The sequence below is a fragment of the Xanthomonas translucens pv. cerealis genome, from assembly GCF_006838285.1.
In the GTDB taxonomy this organism is placed as follows: Bacteria; Pseudomonadota; Gammaproteobacteria; order Xanthomonadales; family Xanthomonadaceae; genus Xanthomonas_A; species Xanthomonas_A cerealis.
Map to the genome: position 1 here is coordinate 3,208,944 of NZ_CP038228.1, position 21,441 is coordinate 3,230,384.

The following is a 21,441-nucleotide window of genomic DNA, read 5'->3' on the forward strand; positions in this document are numbered from 1 at the left end:
TCCCCTCCAGTCCAACGCCCCACCGTCCGGCAGTTCCGGGGCGCGCCCTGTGCGTGGATCTGGATGGCACCCTGCTGAACTCGGACATTCTCTACGAGTCGGTGCTGGCGCTGCTGGCACGCAATCCGCTGTACCTGTTCCTGCTGCCGCTGTGGTTGCTGCGCGGCAAAGCGGCGCTGAAGCGCGAACTGGCTTCGCGCGTCACCTTGCCGGCCGAGACCTTGCCCTACAACGAGCAAGTGCTGGAACTGCTGCGTACCACCACGCAGCGTCCGCGCGTGCTGTGCACCGCCTCCGATGCCTTGCTGGTGACGCCGATCGCGGAGTATCTGGGCCTGTTCGAGCAGGTGATCGCCAGCGACGGCAAACGCAATCTCTCCGGGCGCAACAAGGCCGATGTCCTGGTCGAAGCGTTCGGTGCCGGCAATTTCGACTACGCCGGCAACGGCAGCGTGGATCTGCACGTGTGGGAGAAAGCCGGCGGCGCCTGGGTCGTCAACAATGGCAGCGCGCTCAGCAAGGCCGCCGCACAGCGCACCACGGTGCACGCGCATTGGCCCGCGCCGCCGCGCGCCCGCGCCTGGCTGAAGGCGTTGCGGCTGCACCAGTGGCTGAAGAACCTGCTGGTGTTCGTCCCGCTGCTGACCGCGCATCGCTTCCTGGATCCGGAGTCGGTGCTGCAGGCGGCGATCGCGCTGATCGCGTTCGGCTTGTGCGCCTCCGGCGTGTACGTGCTGAACGATTTACTCGATCTCACCCCGGACCGGCAGCACCCGCGCAAGCGCAAGCGTCCGTTCGCCGCCGGCAGTCTTCCCCTGCTGCACGGCCTGTTCGCCGCGCCGGCGCTGACCGTGGCCGGGCTCGCGCTGTCGCTGGCCTGCAACCTGGAATTCACCCTGGTGCTGCTGGCCTATTACGTGATGACGCTGGCGTACTCGCTGCGCCTGAAACGGATCGTGATGATCGATGTGGTGTTGCTGGCGGCGCTGTACACGGTGCGCATCATCGGCGGCGCGATGGCGATCGGCATCGAGTTGTCGTTCTGGCTGCTGGCGTTCTCGATGTTCATCTTCCTGTCGCTGGCGCTGCTCAAGCGCTACACCGAGTTGCACGCGATGCTCAGCAGCGGCAAGACCAGGGCCAGCGGGCGCGCCTACTCGGTGGAGGACCTGTCGCTGCTGCAATCGATGGGCGCGGCGGCCGGCTACATCGCGGTGCTGGTGATGGCGCTGTACATCAACAGCCCGGAGAGCGTGGAACTGTACCGCCACCCGAAAGTGCTGTGGCTGGTGTGCCCGGTCCTGCTGTACTGGGTGAGCCGGGTCTGGGTGATCGCGCACCGCGGCGACATGCACGACGACCCGATCGTGTTCGCCGCCACCGACCGGGTCAGCCAGGTGGTGGTGGTGCTGTGCGGGCTGTTCGCGCTGAGCGCGATCTGATGGCGGACGCGGGGCAATCCTGGGGGCGCTATCCGAAGGCGACGCAAGCCTTGCTGCCTGTCACCGACCGCGCGGCGAACCTGCCGGCATTCGACGGCCATGCGCTGCCGCGCGGCAACGGCCGCAGCTATGGCGACAGCTGCCTGGACCCGGACGGCAGCTTGCTGTGCACGCGCAGCCTGGACCGGTTCATCGCATTCGATCCGGCGACCGGCCTGCTGCGCTGCGAAGCCGGGGTCACCCTGGCCGAGATCATCGACCTGGCCTTGCCGCAGGGCTGGTTCCTGCCGGTGACCCCGGGCACCCGCTACGTGACCGTGGCCGGCGCCATCGCCAACGACGTGCACGGCAAGAATCACCACCGCACCGGCAGCTTTGGCCACCATGTGCGCGCCTTCGAGCTGCTGCGCAGCGACGGCACGCGCCACGTGTGCAGCCCCGACGACGACGCCGAAGGCTGGTTCGCGGCCACCGTCGGCGGCCTCGGATTGACCGGCCTGATCACCTGGGCGCAGCTCCAGTTGCGCCGGGTCGCGAGCGCCGCGCTGGAAACGGAGAACATCCGTTTCGGCTCACTCGACGAGTTCTTCGCCTTGTCGGCCGCCTCCGCCGACAGCCACGAATACAGCGTCGCCTGGATCGACTGCCTGGCCAGCGGCCGCGCGCGCGGCCGCGGCCACTTCACCCGCGCCGACCATTGCCCCGGCCTGCCGGAAGAACGGCCCAAACCCCCGGGCGCAGGCCTGCCGATGCCGCTGACGCCCCCATTCTCGCTGGTCAACCAGCTGTCGCTGCGGCCGTTCAACGCGCTGTACTTCTGGCGCCAGCCTGCACCGCGAAAGCGCGCGGTCAGCCACTTGCTGCCGTTCTTCTATCCGCTGGACGGCATCCGCAACTGGAATCGGATGTACGGCCCGGCCGGTTTCCTGCAGTACCAGTGCGTACTGCCGCCGGCCGCCTCGCGCGACGGCATCGACGCGTTGCTGGCGGAGATCGCGCGCAGCGGCAGCGGCTCGTTCCTGGCGGTGCTGAAGGAATTCGGCGCCGCGCGCTCGCTGGGCATGCTGTCGTTTCCGCGCCCGGGCACCACCCTGGCGCTGGATTTCCCCAATAGCGGGCCGGACGTCTTCCGGCTGCTGGAGCGGCTGGACCGCATCGTCGACGCGGCCGGCGGCGCTCTGTACCCTGCCAAGGATGCGCGCATGGCCGCGACCTCGTTCCAGCGCGCCTACGGCCGCTGGCAGGAATTCGCCGATTATCTCGACCCACGTTTTTCTTCCGGCTTCTGGCGCCGGGTCACGGAGTAACCATGCAACGCGTCCTCATCATCGGTGCCACCTCGGCCATCGCCGAAGCCACTGCCCGGCGCTACGCCGCACGCGGCGCGGCGATCCATCTGCTCGGCCGCCAGGCCGCACGCCTGGAGGCGATCGCGGCAGACCTGTCCGTGCGCGGCGCCAAGAGCAGCGTCGGCGTGCTCGACGTCAACGACGGCGCGCAGCACGGCGCCGTGTTAGACGCGGCATGGTCGGCGCTCGGCGGCGTGGACGTGGTCCTGATCGCGCATGGCACCCTGCCGGACCAGGCCGCGTGCGACGCCTCGGTCGCGCTGTCGCTGCGCGAGTTCGCCACCAACGGCACCTCCACGATCGCGCTGTGCGCGGCGCTGGCGCCGCGCCTGGCGGCCGGTGCGACGCTGGCGGTGATCTCCTCGGTCGCCGGCGACCGCGGCCGCGCCAGCAACTACCTGTACGGCAGCGCCAAGGCCGCGGTCAGCGCCTATCTCAGCGGCCTCGGCCAGCGCCTGCGCCCGGCCGGGATCAACGTGCTCACGATCAAGCCCGGCTTCGTCGACACACCGATGACCGCCGCCTTCAAGAAGGGCGCACTGTGGGCCAAGCCAGACCAGATCGCCCAGGGCATCGTGCGCGCCGTCGATCGGCGGCGTGCCGTCGCCTACCTGCCGGGGTTCTGGTGGGCGATCATGTTCATCATCACGTTCATCCCCGAGTTCGTTTTCCGCAGGATCAAGCTCTGACATGACCGACAAACACGCCAAGATCGTCATCACCGGAGCCGCCGGGCTGGTCGGACAGAACCTGATCGTCGAACTCGAGGAGCAGGGTTACACCCAGCTGGTGGCGATCGACAAGCACGCGCACAACCTGCAGATCCTGCGCGAGCTGCACCCGGCGGTGCGCGTGGTGCACGCGGATCTGGCCGAACCCGGCGACTGGGCGCGCGAGTTCGAAGGCGCCGCCTGCGTCGCCCAACTGCACGCGCAGATCACCGGCAAGACCGCCGCGTTGTTCACCCGCAACAATCTGGTGGCCACCTCGCACGTGCTCGACGCCTGCCGCGCGGCCAAGGTGCCGTACTTGGTCCACATCAGTTCCTCGGTGGTGAACTCGCTGGCCAAGGACGACTACACCAACACCAAACGCGCGCAGGAACAGATGGTAGTGGCCAGCGGCCTGCGCCACTGCGTGCTGCGCCCGACCCTGATGTTCGGCTGGTTCGATCCCAAGCACCTGGGCTGGCTGTCGCGCTTCATGGCCAAGACCCCCGTGTTCCCGATTCCCGGCGACGGCAGGTTCATGCGCCAACCGCTGTACGAACGCGACTTCTGCCGCTGCATCGCCAAATGCATCGAACGCGAGCCCGACCGCGAGGTCTACGACATCGTCGGCGACACACGCGTGGATTACGTGGACATCATCAAGACCATCAAGCGGGTCAAGAAGCTGCGTACGCTCATCGTGCATATCCCAATCGGGTTCTTTGCCTTCCTGCTGCGCGTGTATTCGCTGTTCAGCGCAAAGCCGCCGTTCACCGCCGACCAGCTCAAAGCGCTCAGCGCCGGCGACGACTTCAAGGGTATCGATACCGAAGCGGTATTCGGCGTACGCCAGACGCCGTTCGAGGACGCGATCCGTGAGAGTTACACCGATCCGCGGTATAGCCGTATCGTGCTGCAGCGCTGAACAGACCCGACGTCGATGAACCCACGCAGCGACGACCGGATCGACTTGAGGAGATACGATCTCGGCCTGTTCTTGCTTGCTTTCGCGCTGGTCTGCCTGAAATCCAATGATGCCCTGGCGCATCCGCAGTTGTGGGCGGAAGACGCCGTTCTTTTCTTGAAAGACCAACTGGAACAGCGGGGACTGCTGCTGTTCAGCCCATACGCAGGCTATCTGCACGCCGCGCCGCGGCTGGTGACATGGTTCGCCTCACTCGTCAGCGCGGCATACACGCCGCTGATCTATAACGCCAGCGCGATCGCGGTCGCCGCCGGGTCGATCTTCATTTGCGCGAAGAACCTGCGCCCGCTGATTCCGCCGTATCTGGTCCTGGCTGCGTTCTTGTTCACTCCCACGAATGGGGAGGTGTTCGGCACGATCACCAACATTCAATGGTTCCTGCAGTTTCCACTGATCACCTACTGTTTCATCGCCCCGAAAGCCAGCAATCCGATCAGCAGACACCTGCTCAGGAGCGTGCTTGCCCTCGCCGCGTTGACCGGCCCCTTCTCGATCATCTGCATTGCGCTGATGGCGCTGAGCTTCTTTGGCTTTCTCGCCCTGCGCGTCACCAGGCGCTCGAACCCGCTCGCCATTGCCACCGCATACTTCGAACAGCGCGACTTCACTGCATGGGCGGTCGTGGCGGCGTGTGCAGTGATCCAACTGTCATTCCTGTACACATCCGCGCCCAGCCATCCCCCGATCACGTCCCTCGCCCACCTCATCGTAGGCTCGCTCGGGCAAGCCGCTCCATTGCATATCCTGGGCTATAACCCGCTTCGCCCGGTGTTCTGGCCGATCGGTTACACAGCAGTCGGGTCATATATCCTGTTTTTCAGCAAGCTCGTCCCAGCAGCCCGTATTGGCATGTTTCTCGTTCTTGCTTTCGCAATCCTGGAAGTCTTCGCCGCAGCCCACAAGTTCACCGTCGAGCCGATGCTGTCGCTGCTTCACGGCGACCGTTATTTCTTCGCGTTGAAGATCGTCTTCTGGTGGACCGTCTTCATCTGCTTGAAAGACCTGCTTGGCAGCGAACGGCAAGGCGCCAACTGCACGCTGCTATTGCTGCTGTTTATCTGCCTTTTGAACAAGGACCACATGCTGCGGCCACGCTTTATCGACTACGGATCCGCCGCAGAACTGCGCAAACTCGACCAGCCGGGCTCACATACCATCAAGCTCAACCCGGCGGGCTGGGAAACCACCATCACCCCGAAGCAATGACGCCCGCCCTGGTGGGAGGGAGAAGGCGCACATGCGCCATTTTCATGATGGGCAAGGCGCGAGGATGGGTATCCGATGGGTAGAAAGCGACAAGGATTTGAGCGGCGCTGGCAGGGGGCAGGGGGCAGGCGCCAATACCGGTGTGTGCGGCGTACGGCGCGGCGTACCAAATCACTTGCATTGACGGTATATTCCATTTTCGGGTGCATGCACGCCGGCTGCTCCGCTCTCGCCACGAATGCCACCGGGAAAACCAATGCTCCACCCGCTGCGCGGCGGCATCCGCGCGCCCCTTGCCAGAGCGCCTACTCGCTCACTTTTCGAAGAAACGTCCATGTTCCGCCTATTTCGTAAATGGCATGCGATTGTCATCCTGAGCATGTCGCTGCTCGCATGCCAGCAGTCGCCGCATCCGGACTTCGTGCAGGACGGTGGCTGCCCGCCGCAGCACTCGCCCTATCTCAAGCAGGCGCCGAGCGTCGACGGACGCATCACCTATTGCGACCAGGGCGACGCTTCCACCGGCCAGATCAGCACAACCGCATACCCCGCCGGGACGCGCCGCGTCACCGTGATGATGGCCGGGTATCCCGCGACCGAGGGCGTGCGCGTGCTGGCGGTCGCCACCGATGGCAGTTTCACTTCGGCCTTGAAGACGGACAACATCGGCGACAGCTGGAAGCCGGTCACCCTGCAATTGCCCGAGGCGGCCCAGACGCGCGCGTTCTACCTTCGGCTGGTCGACGACGCCACCGGCACGTTCGGCTGGGCAGGCCTGGGCTTGGAGCATGCCGGGCTGGCCACGACGCTGCCGACCCATGCGCTGCCGATGGCGTTGGCGATCCTGACCGCGCATCTGTGGCTGATCCTCGCCGGCTGGCTGCTGCCACGAACATGGACGGTGCCGGCGCGGGCGCTGTGCGCGCTCCTGGCGCTCGGCGCGGCATCCGGGTGCGTCATTGCGGGCTACATTGCATCTCCCACTCTCGGCGGAATCATCGCCTACGGCGCTGCCGCCCTGCCGCTGCTTGCGTTGCCGCTGCGGCTGCGCCGGGGACCGGCGCCGATTGCCGACGCCGCCGCGCTGCACCGGTTGTTTTTCCCCTCGTTCCTGCTGGCATTGCTGATTCTGTGGATCGGCCTCTATCCGTTTTCATGGGACGGGCAGGACTGGCAGATCGCCGCCAATCGTTGGCGCAACCTGCCGATGGACTCGTGGCTGCCGCTCACCTTCGCCGACATGGTTTCGGCCGGGCGCCTGGACGTGCCGATGATCGGCGACTGGCTGAGCAGCGATCGGCCGCCGCTGCAATCGGGCCTGTACCTGTTGTTCTTCCATTCCTGGCTGCCGCACGGCGGCCTGATCTATCAGGCCCTGTCGACGTGGGCGCAAGCGCTGGTACTCGTGCCGCTGCTGGTCCTGGCCGGCACGCTGCCGCGGCGTTCGCAACGGGCCGCGATCGTCTTCGCGCTCGCGCTTTCCCCGCTGGTGCTGCTCAACGGCCTGTTCGTTTGGCCCAAGCTCTTCGCGGCGACGTTTTGCGCCATCTTCCACATCGCCCTGTTCGGGCCGTCCAACATCGCCAGGCCGGCGCGCTGGTCGATGGCCGGGCTTGCGGCAGCCTTGGCCATGCTGTCGCATGGCGGCGCGCTGTTTGCCCTGGTGGGATCCACGGCCGCCTTCGTGTTGCTGAAACGCAGCCAGGCGTTGCCGGTGCTGCTCAAGACCGGCGCCCTCGCGGTGGCGGCCTACCTGCCTTGGGTCGGCTACCAGCGCCTCATCGACCCACCAGGCGACCGACTGCTGAAATGGCATTTCGCCGGGCACATTCCGGTCACCCAGGACTCGTTCTTGCACGTGCTGCGTGCGGCCTATGCCGATCTCGGTTTGTGGCCATGGCTCGCCGGGCGCGCCTCCAACCTGAATACCCTGATGCATGGCAGCTTCAGCTTTTTCGGCGACGTAGCGGCACTGTTCTGGAATCGCAGCCCGGCCGCGATCACCACCGTCGTGGAGAACAGCTTTTTCTACGGCGCGTATTCGATGTGGTTCGCATCGCCGCTGTGGTTGCTGCCCTGCGTTGCCTACGCGTTGGTCAAGCGCCGTAGCATGCGCCCGCTACGGTTTCCATCCGACCTGGCGCTCGCGGCGGCACTGTCCTTCCTGTTCTGGATCCTGGTGATCTACGAGCCTGGGCAGACGGTCATTCATCAAGGCGCCTACTTCAGCTTCTTGGCGAGCATGCTGGTGATCCTGCTCATGCTGGCTCGATGCTTCCCGCCGGCGCTATACGCCGTTGTCGCGCTCAATCTCGCGGTGGCTGCGCTCGCCTACGCCTTCGACAAGCCTTTCGACGGTGCATCCTCCGCGATCCATCTCGGCACCACGCTGGCACTGACCGGCGGCCTGCTCGCCGCCTGCAGGCTGGCTTCAGCGGAAGCGATGGACGACGAGCGGCGTCGGTGTTGATGCGGTCATTGGGTGCCGCGCGTCGCCCTTGAGTCGATGTCGATCGCCTGTTCCGGTGTCTTGCCGAATCCGGGATTGCGTCCGGTTGCCGTGGCGTGGGGCGATTGGCGCCTGTTTGGACTGCGCGCAGCGGCACCGCCGATCCTGGCCCTCCACGCCTGGCGCTCTGCATATGACGCCCCGCGCCCCGCGGACCTGACGCACCCCGCCACCGCATCACCCATGGCGATGACACGCTAAACTTGCCTCCTGCCTGCCGCGCCGCCCCTGACTGCTGGCGCTGGCGACCCTCTACTGAAGCCAATGACATGACCTCAAAGAAGCACTACGCGATCGTCGGCGCCGGCCCCATGGGCCTGATGGCGGCCGTTCGGCTCCTCGACGCCGGCCACAGCGTGGACATCTACGAACGCGACGACCGCATCGGCGGCATGTCCGCCACCTTCGATTTCGATGGCCTTCCGATCGAGCGCTACTATCACTTCATCTGCAAGACCGACGATCCGCTGTTCGCTTTGCTGAGCCGTTACGGCCTGTCCGACAAGCTGCATTGGACAGACACCAAGATGGGCTATTTCTACAATGGCAAGCTCTACAAGTGGGGCACGCCGTTCGCATTGCTGGGCTTCCCGCATCTTGGGCCGATCAGCAAATTGCGCTACGCGCTGCACGTCATGTACACCAAGGGTATCAAGGACTGGACGGCGCTGGACAAGGTCAATGCGACCACGTGGATCCGCAAGTGGATCGGCGACAAGGCGTACGACGTGATGTGGAGGGACGCATTCCGGCTGAAGTTCTTCGAGTACCGGGACAATCTTTCCGCGAGCTGGATCGGCACGCGCATCAAGCGCATCGCGTTGTCGCGGCGCAGCCTCATGCACGAAAGCCTGGGCTACCTGGATGGCGGCTCGATGACCCTGCTCGACAAGATGGCCGCAGACATCACCGCCCGCGGCGGTCGCATTGTGTTGTCGCAGGGCATCGACGAAGTCGTCAGCGAAAACGGCAGCGTCAGCGGCGTACGCGCCGGCGGCCAGTTCGTTGCCTACGATGGCGTGGTCTCCACGGCCCCCATCCAATACGTACCGGCGATGGTACCGGGCCTGCCACCCGATTTCAGCGCCCAGATCCGCGCCATCGAAAATATTCCGGTCGCCTGCGTCATCCTCAAACTGAAGCAGCCGGTCAGCGAAAACTTCTGGATGAACATCAGCGACCCGAGCATCGCGATCCCGGGCGTGATCGAGTACAGCAACCTCAACCCCACCACACCACCAGGGCAGAAGATCTTGTACGCCCCGTTCTACATGCCCAAGACCCACCCGAAATGGAGCATGCGCAACGAAGCGCTGATCGAAGAAGTGCTTGGCTATCTGCCGAAGCTGAATCCGTCCTTCCAGCGCGACTGGGTGCTGGCAACCCACTGCCACCGCTATGAATTCGCGCAGACCATCTGCCCGCCAGGCTTCCAGGATCGCCTGCCGGCGATGCGGACCCCGCTGAACGGGTTTTTCATGGCCGACACCGCCTATTACTACCCTGAGGACCGTTCGATCTCCGAGAGCCTGCAAGCGGCGGACCGCCTGGCAGAAGCCGTGCTTCAGGCATGACATCGCGCAAGTTCATCAAGTTCCTGCTGGCGGGAGGGACCGCTGCCGCTGCCAATTTCGGCTCGCGCATCCTGCTCGGCCAGGTCATGCCGTACACATGGTCGATCGTGGTGGCCTATCTCATCGGCATGCTCACCGCGTTCTTGCTCAACCGCATGTTCGTGTTCGAAGCGGCCAGCACCGGCCTGAGGCACCAGGCCATCTGGTTCACCCTGATCAATATCGCCGCCGTGCTGCAGACGCTCGCTTGCAGCCTGATCCTCGCACGCTGGATTTTTCCGGCGATGGGCATGCGCTTCCATCCTGAAACGCTGGCGCACGCGATCGGCGTGGCGGTGCCTGTGTTCACCAGCTACTTCGGCCACAAGGCACTCACCTTCAAAGAGCGGCCAGCATGAACGGAACTGACATGCAACATACACGTGCCAGCCTGCGTCAGTTCCGGCCTGGTTCCGCATGGTGGATCGCTGTGGCCGTGGGCCTGGTCGCACTTGCCGCGCGCCTGCTTTACATCGAACACTTTGCCGTCAGCATGCCGTTCTGGGATCAATGGGATGCGGAGGGCGACCATCTGCTGAAACCACTGCTGTCGGGCTCGCTAGGCTTGGCCGATCTGTTGCATGCGCACAACGAACATCGGATTGTGCCTACCAAGTTGGTGACGCTGGTGAGCTACCTCGCAACCGGACAATGGAACAACATCTACGAAGCCAGGATCAGCGCGGCGATCTACGCAATGATTCCCGCCATTCTGGTCTGGCACGGCATGCGCATCGGCGCCTCGCTGCGCTCGCGTTTCTTGTTGATTGCCGTGGCGATCTGCGCGGCGGTGCTGCCCTACTCCTGGGAGAACTTCCTGGTCGGCTTCCAGAGCCAGTTCTACTTCCTGATCCTGTCTGCCGTCTTGGCGGTCTCGCTCGCCGCGGCAATGCATGAAAATCTCATCGCCATCGGCGGCGTTGTCTTGCTCTGCGTGATCAGCGTGCTCACGATGGCATCGGGCCTGCTGACGCCGGTCGCAGCGGCGGCCACCTATGCGCTGGCCGCCTGGCTGCTGCCCGGGCGCAGGTGGCCATCCGTCCTGGCCATTTGCCTGTTGCTGGCGATCGCCGTGCTGGCGTACAAAAGCATGCCGGTCATCCCCGAGCATGCCGTCATGCGCGCGCAATCCGGGCTCGAGCTGTTTGGCGGCCTGACCCGCGTATTGAGCTGGCCGGTGCGCGGCATGCACGTGCCTGCGCTGCTGCTTTGGCTGCCCGGCGTGCTCGGCGTGGCATTGACCCTGTATGCCCGGCCAGCCGGCAAGACCGACATCACGATGGCCGGTCTGTTGGCCTGGGGCGGCCTGCAGGCCGCCGCCATTGCCTATGGGCGAGGCCACGACCTGGTGGAACTTTCTCCGCGCTATACCGAGATTCTCATTCCCGGGTTGTTCGCAAATGCCTGGTTCGCCATCCGCCTGCTGCAACTGCGTCACAACGTTCCTGCGCTGGTCCAACGCGGCACTTACGCGGTGGCAGCGCTGTTTACGCTCACCTTATTCGGTGGCTGGGCCGAACGATTCCACGTCGATATGGAGGCGCTGCGCGCCCGCCACGAGGCCACCCAGGCGCAGGCGCAAGGCGTGCTGTACTACATCGCCTCCAAAGACGACGTCACGTTCGAAAGCGGGCAGCTACCGCTGCCTTATCCGAATTCGCAACGGCTACATCAGCTCCTGCAAGATCCGTATCTGCTGCAGGCGCTTTCCGGCAGCGACCGGCCCAGGCCGCTGCACAGCTTCACCTCGCCGAACGACGTGCGCCAGCGGCGGCTATAGCGAACGCCAGTAGCTGTGGCGCTAGAAGCAGCGCTCAAGGCGCGCCAGCGGCGAGCGTTCCCATTGCGCATGCCGACGCGGCCTTGTCGCGTCCGTAGACCAGGAAGACCCGATAGCGTCCGGGCTGGATGGCCGGCAACCACGCCCGCTGGTTGTAACCCGATCGCAGCAACGCCGGCTTGCCGAACGCCTGGACGACATCCGGCCGTTCACCGCCAGCGACGATGGGAACCGCGTACGACGCCGCAGCGGAGTTCAGCACGAGGATCGCCGCATCGGGCACCGCATCCGCCGCATCCGCCATCCAGCCGCCGAACGTGACCCAGCTGGGCGGCCTGACGCGGGCCTGCTGTGCCGGCTTGCCGTCGACCGCATCCAGGCTGCAACGTCCGCCCGCAGGCAAGTCGGAGACCGGCCCAGCATAGGGCGCGAACGCCGGCTCGGTCGCCGCGGCGATGCCTTCGTCGGAAATCGGCGGCTGCCTGTGGCACCCGGCGAGCATCGTGCCGAGCGCCAGCGCAAGCCAAGGCAGGCGCTTCCCGATCCCGACGCTTGCGGCGCAATGGCGCGCGCTCATGCAAGCGCTCGACCCGACGATTGCGGTTCCCAAGGGCGCGGCGGATAGGCCAGCGTGAACGGCGTGGATTCCACCGTGAGATTGACCTTGTAGTACGGATCCTGCTGCAACGCCTTGCCCCAGCGCGCCTTCATGAAGCTCTCCTCACGCTTGAAGCGCGCGATCTTTTCCGGAGTGGTCTCGTCGCCGCGCGTCGCCGGTTCGTGTCGATACCGCTCGGCGAACGGGGTCCACAGGTTGCGCGATAGACAGTCAGGTGGCAAACGCAGTTCTGCGAAAGGAACAGGTCAGGATTCAAGTCCAACTTGAAGTAGGGATCCGAACGCTTCCCTTCCACATCAATCTTGTCTTCGTCGGTGAACAGGCACCAGCCGCCAGCCAGCGCTTCGCCCTGCCAACGCAGTTCCACCTGGGGATCGCTACCGGAGGCCCGCAATGCCGCATCGTGCGACGCCGTGACGGGAAAGGTGGAAGCCAGCGGCGCAATCTGCTGCAGTGGAGTGACGTTAAGTGCAATCGTTTCGGACATCTCGGACATCTAACTCTCGGGAAAAGTCCCCCGGGTCACCGGGGCGCGTACTCCAAAGGATAAACGGGATATGAACCCCGTGCCAGCACCAGTGCATGGCGGTCGGGATCGAGCGAGAACGCGGGCGCTTCGAGCGACAGGCGTGGTCGCCAGCAAAATCGTGGGCGCATCAGTGAAGGGATGGGCAGCGACGCCGCCAATGCCCAGCCCGACACCTGCATGTTGCATGCGAGCCGTCCGGATAAAACAGTACGGAATTGGTAGACAGATGGAGCGCGTTTGCACTGCAACAGCGCAATGCGCTGCAGTATCTACGTACCGGCAACACAGAAGCATTGAACGCACCCCATTTCGAGATACCTTAGCCCAAGCTGGATCTTCTGCGCCAGATGCTCGACGCCCAACGTTGCGAAAAATCTTGCCCACCAAAAAAGATTGAGGCACGCTCGCAAGCACAAGTCGCGATTAGATTCTGCACCAAGCAAAATACCGTTCGGCCTGTTTTTGCACTATTGCAATTGGTCATTGGAGTAGTTGATGGATCGTACTGCATGGTTGCGCCAAGGCATCACAGAAAATTACCTGGGACTGGAGATTGGTCCGCTTAATCACCCCATCGTGGGTAAGCCGGGAGCGCAGATTCGCTATGCCGACCACCTGGGACGTGAAGCCCTCATTCAAAAGTACGCGGACCATTCGGGGGTGGATCCAGCAGGCATTCCAGAGATCGATTACATCATCGGCCCGGGCGGACTACTCGCGGCGGTGGGTGACGACCGGTTTCGCTATCTCATCGCATCGCATGTCATTGAGCATGTCCCGAACCCGATCAAATGGCTGACCGACATTCACACGCTGCTAGAGGATGGAGGATGGCTGGCACTGGCGATACCGGATCGAGGACGCTGCTTCGATGCTTTGCGGCGGGAAACCACCGCTGGAGAATGGGTGGAAGCAGCGCTGCTGGAACATTCGCGCCCTTCGCCTGGTCGCATCTTCGATGCGCTCGCCAATGAAGTGAAGCTAGATGATCAAATCAGCTGGAACCATCAGCCAGCACTCGAGGAACTCAAACTCAGCCGCAAGCCAGACCGTGCGTTGTCGATTGCCCGACATGTGCTGGCGAGCGGCGAGTATTTCGACGTTCACTGCTGGGCATTCACACCGGAATCCTTCTGCAATTTAATGCGCACTGTCGTTGCCGCCGGCATGGTGGAACTTCATCTTCTCGAATTGCGCGGCACCGCGGAAAACGAATTCCTGGTCAGGCTCGGCCGTGCTGATCACATGGACCGGACATCGCGGATGGCCAGCTATCCCGCAGCAGGCGAGCGTTACCGCTCGCTGCCGGAAGGATTCGACGCCAACCTCTACTATCACCTCAATCCTGATGTACGCGCGGCCGGGGTGGATCCCAACGATCACTACGTCGAGTACGGACGTAGCGAGCAACGGCGCTGGCGCTGATTGCGATCAGTCGGTGATGGTCAGATCGATGTTCAGATTGCACTCGGTCGCAGCATCTCCACCATTGACGATGGAAAGAGCGTACTTGCCAGGCGCCACCCCTCCAAGCGAAAGCGTGACGTTATAGCCGGACTTGGCCAGACCCGGAGCGCCCAGTACCGCCACCACATCCTGGCGCTCGCCCCCCGCACGAAGCGGATACTGATAGGACTGCCCTTGTCCTTTGAAGATCAGCTCGGCTTTCTCGGGAACCTGCTTTTGCGCGTCGCCCATCCAACCTGCGAACAATGCGCCAGTCCCGGTCTTGAGCGACGCATTCGCCGCCGGCGCGCCGTTCACTGAATCCAATGCACAGTCGCCACCGGCTGCAAGTGGTTGCACGGGGATTTGGTATACCGCCGATTTGACTGCATCGGTGCTCGAATCTCCCGGGATCGGAGCTTCATTCTGCTTACACGCGACCAGCGAGGTCAGCATCAGGGGAACAATCAAGGTAATCGGTCGCACGGCAGGACTCCAGAGTAAGTGACATGATGCAAGAAGAGGCTATTTAGTTCACAACGCGTGGTGGATAAGCTAACGTGAATGGCGTCGATTCGGTTGTCAAATTGACGTTGTAGTACGGATCCTGCTGCAACGCCTTGCCCCAGCGCGCCTTCATGAAGCTCTCCTCACGCTTGAAGCGAGCGATCTTCTCCGGGGTGGTCTCGTAGCCGCGCGACGCCGATTCGTGGTGATACAGCTCGGCGAACGGGGTCCACAGGTTGCGATAGCCGGCCTCGCGCACGCGCAGGCAGAAGTCGACATCGTTGAAGGCCACTTCCAGTTGCTCATCCAGGCCACCGACCTGCTCGAACACCGAACGGCGCACGATCGCGCAGGCCGCGGTCACCGCGCTCAGACTCTGCGCCAGGCCGCCGCGGTGTTTGTCGCCCGGCCAGCCGCGCGCCATGCCCACATAGCAGTGCCCGGCCACGCCACCGATGCCGAGGATCACGCCGGCGTGCTGGATCGTGTTGTTCGGGTAATACAGCATCGCGCCCACCACGCCGATCTCCGGGCGCAATGCGTGGCCGACCATCTCGTCCAGCCAATCGCGACTGATGACTTCGATATCGTTGTTGAGCAGCCCCAGCACCGTGCCGCGTGCCACGCGTGCGCCGGCGTTGTTGATCGCCGAGTAGTTGAACGGATGCGGATACGACAACACGCGCACGCGCGGATCCTGCTGGACCTGCGCGAAATACTCCCTGGACGCCTGCTCCTGGGAATCGTTGTCGATGACCACGATCTCGTAGTTCGGGTAGTCGGTGCGCTCCAGAATCGAATCGATGCACTGCTTGAGCAGATCGATGCGATCGCGGGTGGGAATCAGCAGACTGACCAGCGGCGCCGGTTCCGGCAGCGGATACGAAATGCGGAAATAGCCGCTATAGGTCGGCATCTCCAGCACCTTCCCACCGTTGCCGGTTCGGTCCAGATGCGCCTGGACGGCGCGCAGCGCGGCAAGATGCGCATACGACTTTTCACCCGGCGCCATCGCGGTGGAGCCGCTGATCATGCGCCAGTGATACAGCACCAGCGGAAGATGGCCGACCGCATCGTGCGGCAGCCTCTCGGTGATCCGCAAGGTCAGATCCCAATCCTGCGCGCCCTCGAATCCCTCCAGGAAACCGCCGACCGCATGCACCGCTTCGGCACGATAGACGGTCAAGTGACAGACGCAGTTCTGCGAAAGGAACAGATCTGGATTCCAGTCGGACTTGAAGTAGGGATCCGAACGCTTCCCCTCCACGTCGATCTTGTCTTCGTCGGTGAACAGCATCTGCCACTGCGGATTTTTCTCGAACGCGTGGACGCTCTTGAGCAGGGCCAAGGGATGTAGTTCGTCGTCGTGGTCGAGCAATGCCACGAACTCGCCCCTGGCCATTTGCAGGGCTGTGTTCGACGCCGCGGAAATATGCCCGTTCTGCTCGCGCCGCTGGAACCGCACGCGATCGTCGCGTTCGGCATACTCGGCAAGCACCTGCAGCACTGCAGGATCGGAGGAAGCATCGTCGGCGATGCACAACTCCCAATTCGGGTATACCTGCTCGCGCACGCTTTCGATGCAGCGCCGCAACCAGCGCTCGGGGGTGTTGTACGTCGGCACGATCACCGAAACCAGCGGCCTGCGCGTTAGCGAGGCGAGTTCTGCATCTGCAGCCTCTTGCCACGCGGCATCGCGGCAGTCGTAGAACTCCTGCCACACCTCGTAGTCGGAGAAAGAGCCCGAACGCATGCGGGTCGCGTATTCGTGATAGAGCCGATCGGCCATCCTGCGGACGCCCTTGGTCAGCAGATCGATCGTCGTTCGCGCCAATAGCCGCAGCTTGCTCACACCGCCTTCGCGGCGATCGAACGATGCGCCGAACAGACGCCACATGGCGCCGCCGCGCTCGATGCGCTGCAGGTGCAGGACGGAATGACTGAAATCCACCGGCGCGACAGAGGGATCGAAGCGGATGCCGGTGGTGGACTCCACCAAACGGACCACGATCTCGAACCGCCGCGTTTCGCCGCTGGGGATATTGAGAGGAAGATCGATACGCTCGGCCTCGCCGCTGTGCCTGACCCGATACGTCGGATACAGCACCGGCGCGAACATGCGCCCGCGATAGACCGTCAGCTCGCCGGTGAGCAGATACCAGCCGCCCGCCAGGGCCTCGCCCTGCCAACGCAGTTCCATCTGAGGGTCGCTGCCGGAGGCGCGCCACATCGCGTCGTGCGCTGCCGCAGCCGGGAATGTCGGAGGTAGCGGCGCAATCTGCTGCAGGGGCGTGACGCTAAGTGCAATCGTTTCGGACATCTAACTCTCGGGGAAAAGTCCCTCGGGTCACCGGGGGCGCGTAGTGCGTAGGATAAACGGGATGTAAATCTCGTGCCAGCGCCACCGCGTGACGGTCGGGATCCAGCGAGAACGCTGGCGTCTCGAGCGACAGGCATGGGCTATAGGCCGGGTCGTCACCGAGCACCTGCTGCCAACGCGCCTGCATCGTGGCGACCTCGCCGGCAAACCGCGCCTGCTTGACTGGATCATCCTCGATGCCCCGGCTGGCCGATTCATGATGGTAGGCCTGGGCGTGCGGCGTCCACGCATTGTCGTAACCGTGCGCACACAGCCGCAGACAGAAGTCGACATCGTTGAACGCCACCGCGATCGATTCATCCAGGCCGCCCACTGCGACATAGGCCGCGCGTGTCACTGCCAGGCACGCCGCAGTGACCGCCGAATAGCGCTGCGTCAGCAACGCGCGGCCGTATTCGCCGGCGAAATCGTGCGGCGCGTGGGCGAACGCGTGCGCCGCCACGCCGCCGATGCCCAGCACCACACCGGCATGTTGCAGCGACCCGTCCGGATAGAACAGCTTCGCGCCGATCGCCCCCGCCCCCGGGCGTGACGCCAGCCGCACCAGTTCCTGCAGCCACCCCGCATCGGTGATTTCGATATCGTTGTTGAGCAGGACCACAATCTGCGCCGTGCAATGCGCCACGGCGTAGTTGTTGATCGCGGAATAATTGAACGGATGGTCGTAGCGCAGTATCCGCACCCGCGGATCTTGGCCGATCGCCTCGAAATAGGCATGCGAGCGCGCTTCGACGGAGCCGTTGTCCACCACCGTGATGCGATAGCGCGAATACGCTGTTTTGGCGAGCAGTGTGGAAATGCACTGTTCGAGCAGATCGATGCGATCGCGTGTCGGGATGACGATCTCGACGTCCGGCTCGGCGTCCAGCGCATAGTGCACACGCAAGCGCTGCTGGTCTACCACATCGATCCGCGCGCCTTGGGGCTGCAACGCCGCGCCGAGCACGCGCGCACGCGCCGTCGCGTCCGCTTCGCTACGCGCAAACGGCGCGCAAATCGGGCCGACGTCGCCATTCACGTGACGCAACATATGCGGCAGGTGCAGCGGGATCGCGGCACGCTTGTGGATCAGCGCGCACAGCAGCGAGAACCACGGCGCATCCGGGTCGAGGCCATCGAGCAGGCCATCCACAAGCGCCTGCTTGCGCACGCAGGCGCTGCGCCCGAGATAATCCTGTTCGTACCAGCGCAGGCGGTCCCAAGCCGGCTTGAACAGCGGCGCGAAACGCCGCCCGTCGTCGTCCAACCTGTCCTCGTCGCTGTACACCAAGGTCGCGGCATCAAGCCAGACCAGCTGAGAGAGGACCTTGGCGATCATCGGATGGAGGCGATCGTCCGCCGCCAGCACCGCCACGTAGGCGCCTTGCGCCACGCGCAGACGCGCGCCCAGCAACGCCGAAGCATCCACCCTGCGCAGCGATGGCAGCGCCCTCTGCACGGGCCACTCGCCCAGCTGCCGGGCATCGGCCACGATTTCGACCGCTTGCCCCGCCAGAGAACCGAGCGCATCGAGGCATGCCGAGAAATCCACTCCCGCTCGATCGTGCAATACCAGCGAGAGAACCGGAGCCTGGACACAGATCTCGCTGCCCGGCATCGACACCAGCTCGGCCAGCCGCCGATCCTCGCGCAGTACCCATGTCGCATAGCCGGCATCGCGCGCCGTCGTGTCCGCACGCTCGGTGCGCAGCAGGGCCTGCAAGGACGCGTTCGCGCCCTGCTCGCGCCACTGCGACTGCGCCTCATCGACCAGTTCCAGCGCTTCCTGTGGCGCATCGCGCAGCCGCTCACCGATACCGCTGCGCAGCAGCAACCAGAAGGCTTCGCGCTCGCTCAACCGGTAACACTCCAGCGGCCCCAGCTCGAACCTCGCATAGGCGTTGGTCGGGTCGAACCTCAGCGACTGCAGCGGCGCGGGAAACTGCACCACGACATCCAAGCGGCCACGGCCAGCGGCAAGCGCGAGATCGATTCGGGTGTCTTCGGCGATCCCGCTCCCATAGTCGGGATAGAGGCAGGGGCTGGCCAGGCGTCCATCCAGTTCGCGCAAGACACCACGCAGCCGGTACCAGCCGGCGGCAAGCGGCAGTGCAGACTGGCCCAGCGCGAACTGCGGATCGGACCCGACCGATTCCCAGGTCGCGATCTCGCCAGCGGCGATGCAGGCAAGATCGGCCAACGGCGTCGCATCCCAACGCATTCGCGTTGGCGGTGGTTGGCTCGAATCCGCCGCAGTCACCGCCGCAACTTCCACCATCTGCTTCCTTGCAGCTGTGCAAGCATGTCCATCTGCTGGCCCTGGACGGCAGCGAGCGCATCCATCTTGGCCTCGAGCGCAGCGTATCGCTCCATCCGGTCCAGCGCACCGCTGAGCCGGCCGGTCAATTCGGCCTGCTGCGTGCTCCAGCGCCGGATCGAATCGACCAGACGATCGTCAGTGGCGACGATTCGGTCATGCAAGGCACCCTGGCCCTCGGCCAACTGCTGGACGACGGCCTCAATCCGCTGCAACGCCGGCAGCGTCTGCGCCAGACCATCTCCAAGGGAGGTGTGCAGCGCCTCGATGGAGGCATGCATGTTCACGCTGTGCTGACCAGCCAGGTTGAACGCGTGCTGAAGCGACGCGAAGCAGTCTGCGATCTCTACGTGCTGGCGCCCGGCCGCCGCCCCCCCCGCTGCGGCACGCGGCACGGGCGCATCGAGCATATTGTCGATCGCTTCGCGCTGATCCTTGCCCGTGACTTGGCGCTGAAACGCCAATTCGCGCTCAAGCCAGAGATCGAAACCACTATTTGCCGAGCGAGCCAACACCCCAGCCACGACATCCAGCAGCAGGGTCCGCAACATGATCGGCTCGCCTCCGGCCATCGGCGCCACGACGCTGCCGCCATAGGTGAACAACAGCGAACGCAACAGCAGCCAGCCAAGCGTCGGCCGCTCGACGACCCACTCGCGATCGAAGTAGACGATCCGGCCATCGGCGGTGCACAACAAATTCGATGGTGTGGCGTCGAGATAGTCGTCGGGCAAAACGCTGTCGACACTGTCCAACGCGATGGCATGTCCCTCGTCATGCAGCACCTGCGCCAATGCGTGCAAATAGCGTCTGACTTCCGCGATCAGATCGGCTTGGGTCCAGCCAGGCTGACTCAGTACCGAACGAATTCCGTCGACCAGCAGAGGACCCTGAAAATACTCCATATCGCGTTCCACCTGCAGACGCACCCCACCGTCTGCCGCTGGCGCGTCGGACAACCTGCGTGCATGCACCCGCACCGATTGACCCTGCTCCGCCACGAAAACCGTTTCACGCGCATAGGCGCCCAGCCGCTGCGTGCTGTAGTGATACGCCAGCGCCGTTTGTTCGGCCATCGCCGCGTCGTCGGCCACCGCTTCCACCAGGAAGGAATTGGCCAGATCCAGCGCCAAGCCATTGGCCGCGACGACCGGCCAGGCGCGCTGAAGATTGAATGTCGTCGGCGTGAGCTGGGGATCGAGGAAAACCGCCTGCGATGCCAGCGCGCCGGCATTGAACAGAACGGGGTCGGCCGAGATGCCGCGTTCGGTCAGGATCGTTGCCGGCATCTTGTAATCGGGCAAGGGCGCCGAGAAACGGCTGCGTGCGTAGCCGGCGCGCTGGAGCAGCGCGTCGAGTTCGTTGCGCCCGTAGGTGCGTGCGCCGCGCGGTTGATAGCGGTCCTCCAACCCGACCATCGCATGCCCCAGATGATCTTCCGGCACGCCAGCCAGATACTTCAGACCCAACTGATTCTCGATGGCAAGAATCAGGCGCCCACCCGGCGCCAACAGCCGCTTCGCAGCCTGCAGCATGTGCAACGCGGGACTCTGCGCGTCGGAAAACAGGCTGGCGTACTCCAGCACACCGATCAGGGTCACCACGTCGAAGCGCTGGGCGACGGAAAAATCCTGAAACCGCTCGGCCACCACCGCGACATTGCCTAGCTCGCGGGTGCGCTCGCGGGCGATGCTTGCACGCCGCAGCGAGCCTTCCAGCGCCAGCACGTCGGCCCCGCTCTCGCCGAGATAGCGCGTGACCGCCCCGCATCCGGCACCGATTTCGAGAACGCTGGCACCGGGCTGGAGATACTGCGCGAACGGCCGCAGCAGGTTCGCGCGCTCCGTGGACAGGTGATAACGGCTCGGCCAATCGACGCAAGCGGCCGCCAGATCGGAAGAAAACACGCTGACATCGGCAGCGGCGCGCAACGTCGCCAACAACCCATCTTCGGAACTGTCACCATCGCTGTAGTCGATGCTGTCATAGCCCTCACGGCGCCATACGGCAACGTCCGCAGGCAGGACATAGCCAGCTGCTGCCAATAAATCAATCATGCAATGCTTCCTC

17 protein-coding genes are annotated in these 21,441 nt (G+C 64.3%); 10 read left to right on the forward strand and 7 right to left on the reverse strand.

Annotation, left to right across the window (positions count from 1 at the left end; genetic code table 11):
* Positions 1 to 53: 53 nt before the first annotated feature.
* From E4A48_RS14155 to E4A48_RS14200, 9 genes are all read left to right on the forward strand, one after another.
* Positions 54 to 1,442 (forward strand): UbiA family prenyltransferase, encoded by a 1,389-nt coding sequence (locus E4A48_RS14155; protein ID WP_039007839.1) that lies wholly within the window; start codon positions 54 to 56, stop codon positions 1,440 to 1,442.
* Positions 1,442 to 2,749, forward strand: coding sequence for an FAD-binding oxidoreductase (locus E4A48_RS14160; RefSeq protein ID WP_142742640.1), 1,308 nt, complete (start codon positions 1,442 to 1,444; stop codon positions 2,747 to 2,749). Before E4A48_RS14155 ends, E4A48_RS14160 begins: the two co-directional genes overlap by 1 nt.
* 2 nt (positions 2,750 to 2,751) lie before the next feature.
* The gene (locus E4A48_RS14165) at positions 2,752 to 3,480 is read left to right on the forward strand and encodes an SDR family oxidoreductase (RefSeq protein ID WP_142742641.1); all 729 of its coding nucleotides are present in this window, start codon (positions 2,752 to 2,754) and stop codon (positions 3,478 to 3,480) included.
* A gap of 1 nt (position 3,481) precedes the next feature.
* Positions 3,482 to 4,426, forward strand: a complete 945-nt coding sequence (locus tag E4A48_RS14170) for an NAD-dependent epimerase/dehydratase family protein (protein WP_142742642.1) — start codon at positions 3,482 to 3,484, stop codon at positions 4,424 to 4,426.
* 15 nt (positions 4,427 to 4,441) lie between these two features.
* The gene (locus tag E4A48_RS14175; protein WP_058195860.1) at positions 4,442 to 5,692 is read left to right on the forward strand and encodes a hypothetical protein; all 1,251 of its coding nucleotides are present in this window, start codon (positions 4,442 to 4,444) and stop codon (positions 5,690 to 5,692) included.
* Positions 5,693 to 6,026: 334 nt separating this feature from the next.
* Positions 6,027 to 8,162, forward strand: coding sequence for a hypothetical protein (locus E4A48_RS21170; RefSeq protein WP_260607955.1), 2,136 nt, complete (start codon positions 6,027 to 6,029; stop codon positions 8,160 to 8,162).
* A gap of 308 nt (positions 8,163 to 8,470) precedes the next feature.
* Positions 8,471 to 9,775, forward strand: coding sequence for an NAD(P)/FAD-dependent oxidoreductase (locus E4A48_RS14190; RefSeq protein WP_039007843.1), 1,305 nt, complete (start codon positions 8,471 to 8,473; stop codon positions 9,773 to 9,775).
* The gene (locus tag E4A48_RS14195; protein WP_039007844.1) at positions 9,772 to 10,173 is read left to right on the forward strand and encodes a GtrA family protein; all 402 of its coding nucleotides are present in this window, start codon (positions 9,772 to 9,774) and stop codon (positions 10,171 to 10,173) included. Before E4A48_RS14190 ends, E4A48_RS14195 begins: the two co-directional genes overlap by 4 nt.
* Positions 10,170 to 11,594, forward strand: a complete 1,425-nt coding sequence (locus E4A48_RS14200; protein ID WP_039007846.1) for a hypothetical protein — start codon at positions 10,170 to 10,172, stop codon at positions 11,592 to 11,594. Before E4A48_RS14195 ends, E4A48_RS14200 begins: the two co-directional genes overlap by 4 nt.
* Positions 11,595 to 11,628: 34 nt before the next feature.
* On the opposite strand, the gene E4A48_RS14205 is transcribed toward E4A48_RS14200, so the two are convergent.
* From E4A48_RS14205 to E4A48_RS20600, 3 genes are read right to left on the reverse strand one after another with little or no spacing between them, the layout of a single operon-like run.
* Positions 11,629 to 12,171, reverse strand: coding sequence for a hypothetical protein (locus E4A48_RS14205; protein WP_142742643.1), 543 nt, complete (start codon positions 12,169 to 12,171; stop codon positions 11,629 to 11,631).
* A complete protein-coding gene (locus E4A48_RS21175; protein ID WP_230812376.1) occupies positions 12,168 to 12,305 on the reverse strand; it encodes a hypothetical protein in 138 nt (45 codons plus the stop codon). The genes E4A48_RS14205 and E4A48_RS21175 overlap by 4 nt, the downstream gene beginning before the upstream one ends.
* A complete protein-coding gene (locus E4A48_RS20600) occupies positions 12,302 to 12,709 on the reverse strand; it encodes a glycosyltransferase family protein (RefSeq protein ID WP_185910792.1) in 408 nt (135 codons plus the stop codon). Before E4A48_RS20600 ends, E4A48_RS21175 begins: the two co-directional genes overlap by 4 nt.
* Before the next feature lie 528 nt (positions 12,710 to 13,237).
* Between E4A48_RS20600 and E4A48_RS14215 the strand changes: the two genes are divergently transcribed.
* On the forward strand, positions 13,238 to 14,167 hold the full coding sequence (locus E4A48_RS14215; RefSeq protein ID WP_080763452.1) for a methyltransferase domain-containing protein: 930 nt from the start codon (positions 13,238 to 13,240) through the stop codon (positions 14,165 to 14,167).
* Between the two features lie 6 nt (positions 14,168 to 14,173).
* Here E4A48_RS14215 and E4A48_RS14220 read toward each other — a convergent pair whose 3' ends face one another.
* The 4 genes from E4A48_RS14220 to E4A48_RS14235 form a co-directional block, all read right to left on the reverse strand.
* Complete coding sequence (locus tag E4A48_RS14220) at positions 14,174 to 14,674, reverse strand: hypothetical protein (protein WP_142742644.1); 501 nt, start codon at positions 14,672 to 14,674, stop codon at positions 14,174 to 14,176.
* A gap of 43 nt (positions 14,675 to 14,717) precedes the next feature.
* Positions 14,718 to 16,895: a glycosyltransferase family 2 protein gene (locus tag E4A48_RS14225; protein ID WP_230812377.1), complete on the reverse strand. Its 2,178-nt coding sequence runs from the start codon at positions 16,893 to 16,895 to the stop codon at positions 14,718 to 14,720.
* Between the two features lie 97 nt (positions 16,896 to 16,992).
* Positions 16,993 to 19,254, reverse strand: a complete 2,262-nt coding sequence (locus E4A48_RS14230; RefSeq protein WP_260607956.1) for a glycosyltransferase family 2 protein — start codon at positions 19,252 to 19,254, stop codon at positions 16,993 to 16,995.
* A 56-nt stretch (positions 19,255 to 19,310) separates the two neighbouring features.
* Positions 19,311 to 21,428 (reverse strand): class I SAM-dependent methyltransferase, encoded by a 2,118-nt coding sequence (locus E4A48_RS14235; RefSeq protein WP_039007859.1) that lies wholly within the window; start codon positions 21,426 to 21,428, stop codon positions 19,311 to 19,313.
* Between the last annotated feature and the right edge of the window lie 13 nt (positions 21,429 to 21,441).

What these genes read in the sequence shown, in the direction of transcription:
- E4A48_RS14175 (WP_058195860.1), top strand. Translation starts at nt 4,442, where the DNA reads ATGAACCCACGCAGCGACGACCGGATCGACTTGAGGAGATACGATCTC.
- E4A48_RS14205 (WP_142742643.1), bottom strand. Translation starts at nt 12,171, where the DNA reads ATGAGCGCGCGCCATTGCGCCGCAAGCGTCGGGATCGGGAAGCGCCTG.
- E4A48_RS14170 (WP_142742642.1), top strand. Translation starts at nt 3,482, where the DNA reads ATGACCGACAAACACGCCAAGATCGTCATCACCGGAGCCGCCGGGCTG.
- E4A48_RS14165 (WP_142742641.1), top strand. Translation starts at nt 2,752, where the DNA reads ATGCAACGCGTCCTCATCATCGGTGCCACCTCGGCCATCGCCGAAGCC.
- E4A48_RS20600 (WP_185910792.1), bottom strand. Translation starts at nt 12,709, where the DNA reads ATGTCCGAGATGTCCGAAACGATTGCACTTAACGTCACTCCACTGCAG.
- E4A48_RS21170 (WP_260607955.1), top strand. Translation starts at nt 6,027, where the DNA reads ATGTTCCGCCTATTTCGTAAATGGCATGCGATTGTCATCCTGAGCATG.
- E4A48_RS21175 (WP_230812376.1), bottom strand. Translation starts at nt 12,305, where the DNA reads ATGAAGGCGCGCTGGGGCAAGGCGTTGCAGCAGGATCCGTACTACAAG.
- E4A48_RS14200 (WP_039007846.1), top strand. Translation starts at nt 10,170, where the DNA reads ATGAACGGAACTGACATGCAACATACACGTGCCAGCCTGCGTCAGTTC.
- E4A48_RS14235 (WP_039007859.1), bottom strand. Translation starts at nt 21,428, where the DNA reads ATGATTGATTTATTGGCAGCAGCTGGCTATGTCCTGCCTGCGGACGTT.
- E4A48_RS14215 (WP_080763452.1), top strand. Translation starts at nt 13,238, where the DNA reads ATGGATCGTACTGCATGGTTGCGCCAAGGCATCACAGAAAATTACCTG.
- E4A48_RS14190 (WP_039007843.1), top strand. Translation starts at nt 8,471, where the DNA reads ATGACCTCAAAGAAGCACTACGCGATCGTCGGCGCCGGCCCCATGGGC.
- E4A48_RS14225 (WP_230812377.1), bottom strand. Translation starts at nt 16,895, where the DNA reads ATGGAACTGCGTTGGCAGGGCGAGGCCCTGGCGGGCGGCTGGTATCTG.
- E4A48_RS14160 (WP_142742640.1), top strand. Translation starts at nt 1,442, where the DNA reads ATGGCGGACGCGGGGCAATCCTGGGGGCGCTATCCGAAGGCGACGCAA.
- E4A48_RS14195 (WP_039007844.1), top strand. Translation starts at nt 9,772, where the DNA reads ATGACATCGCGCAAGTTCATCAAGTTCCTGCTGGCGGGAGGGACCGCT.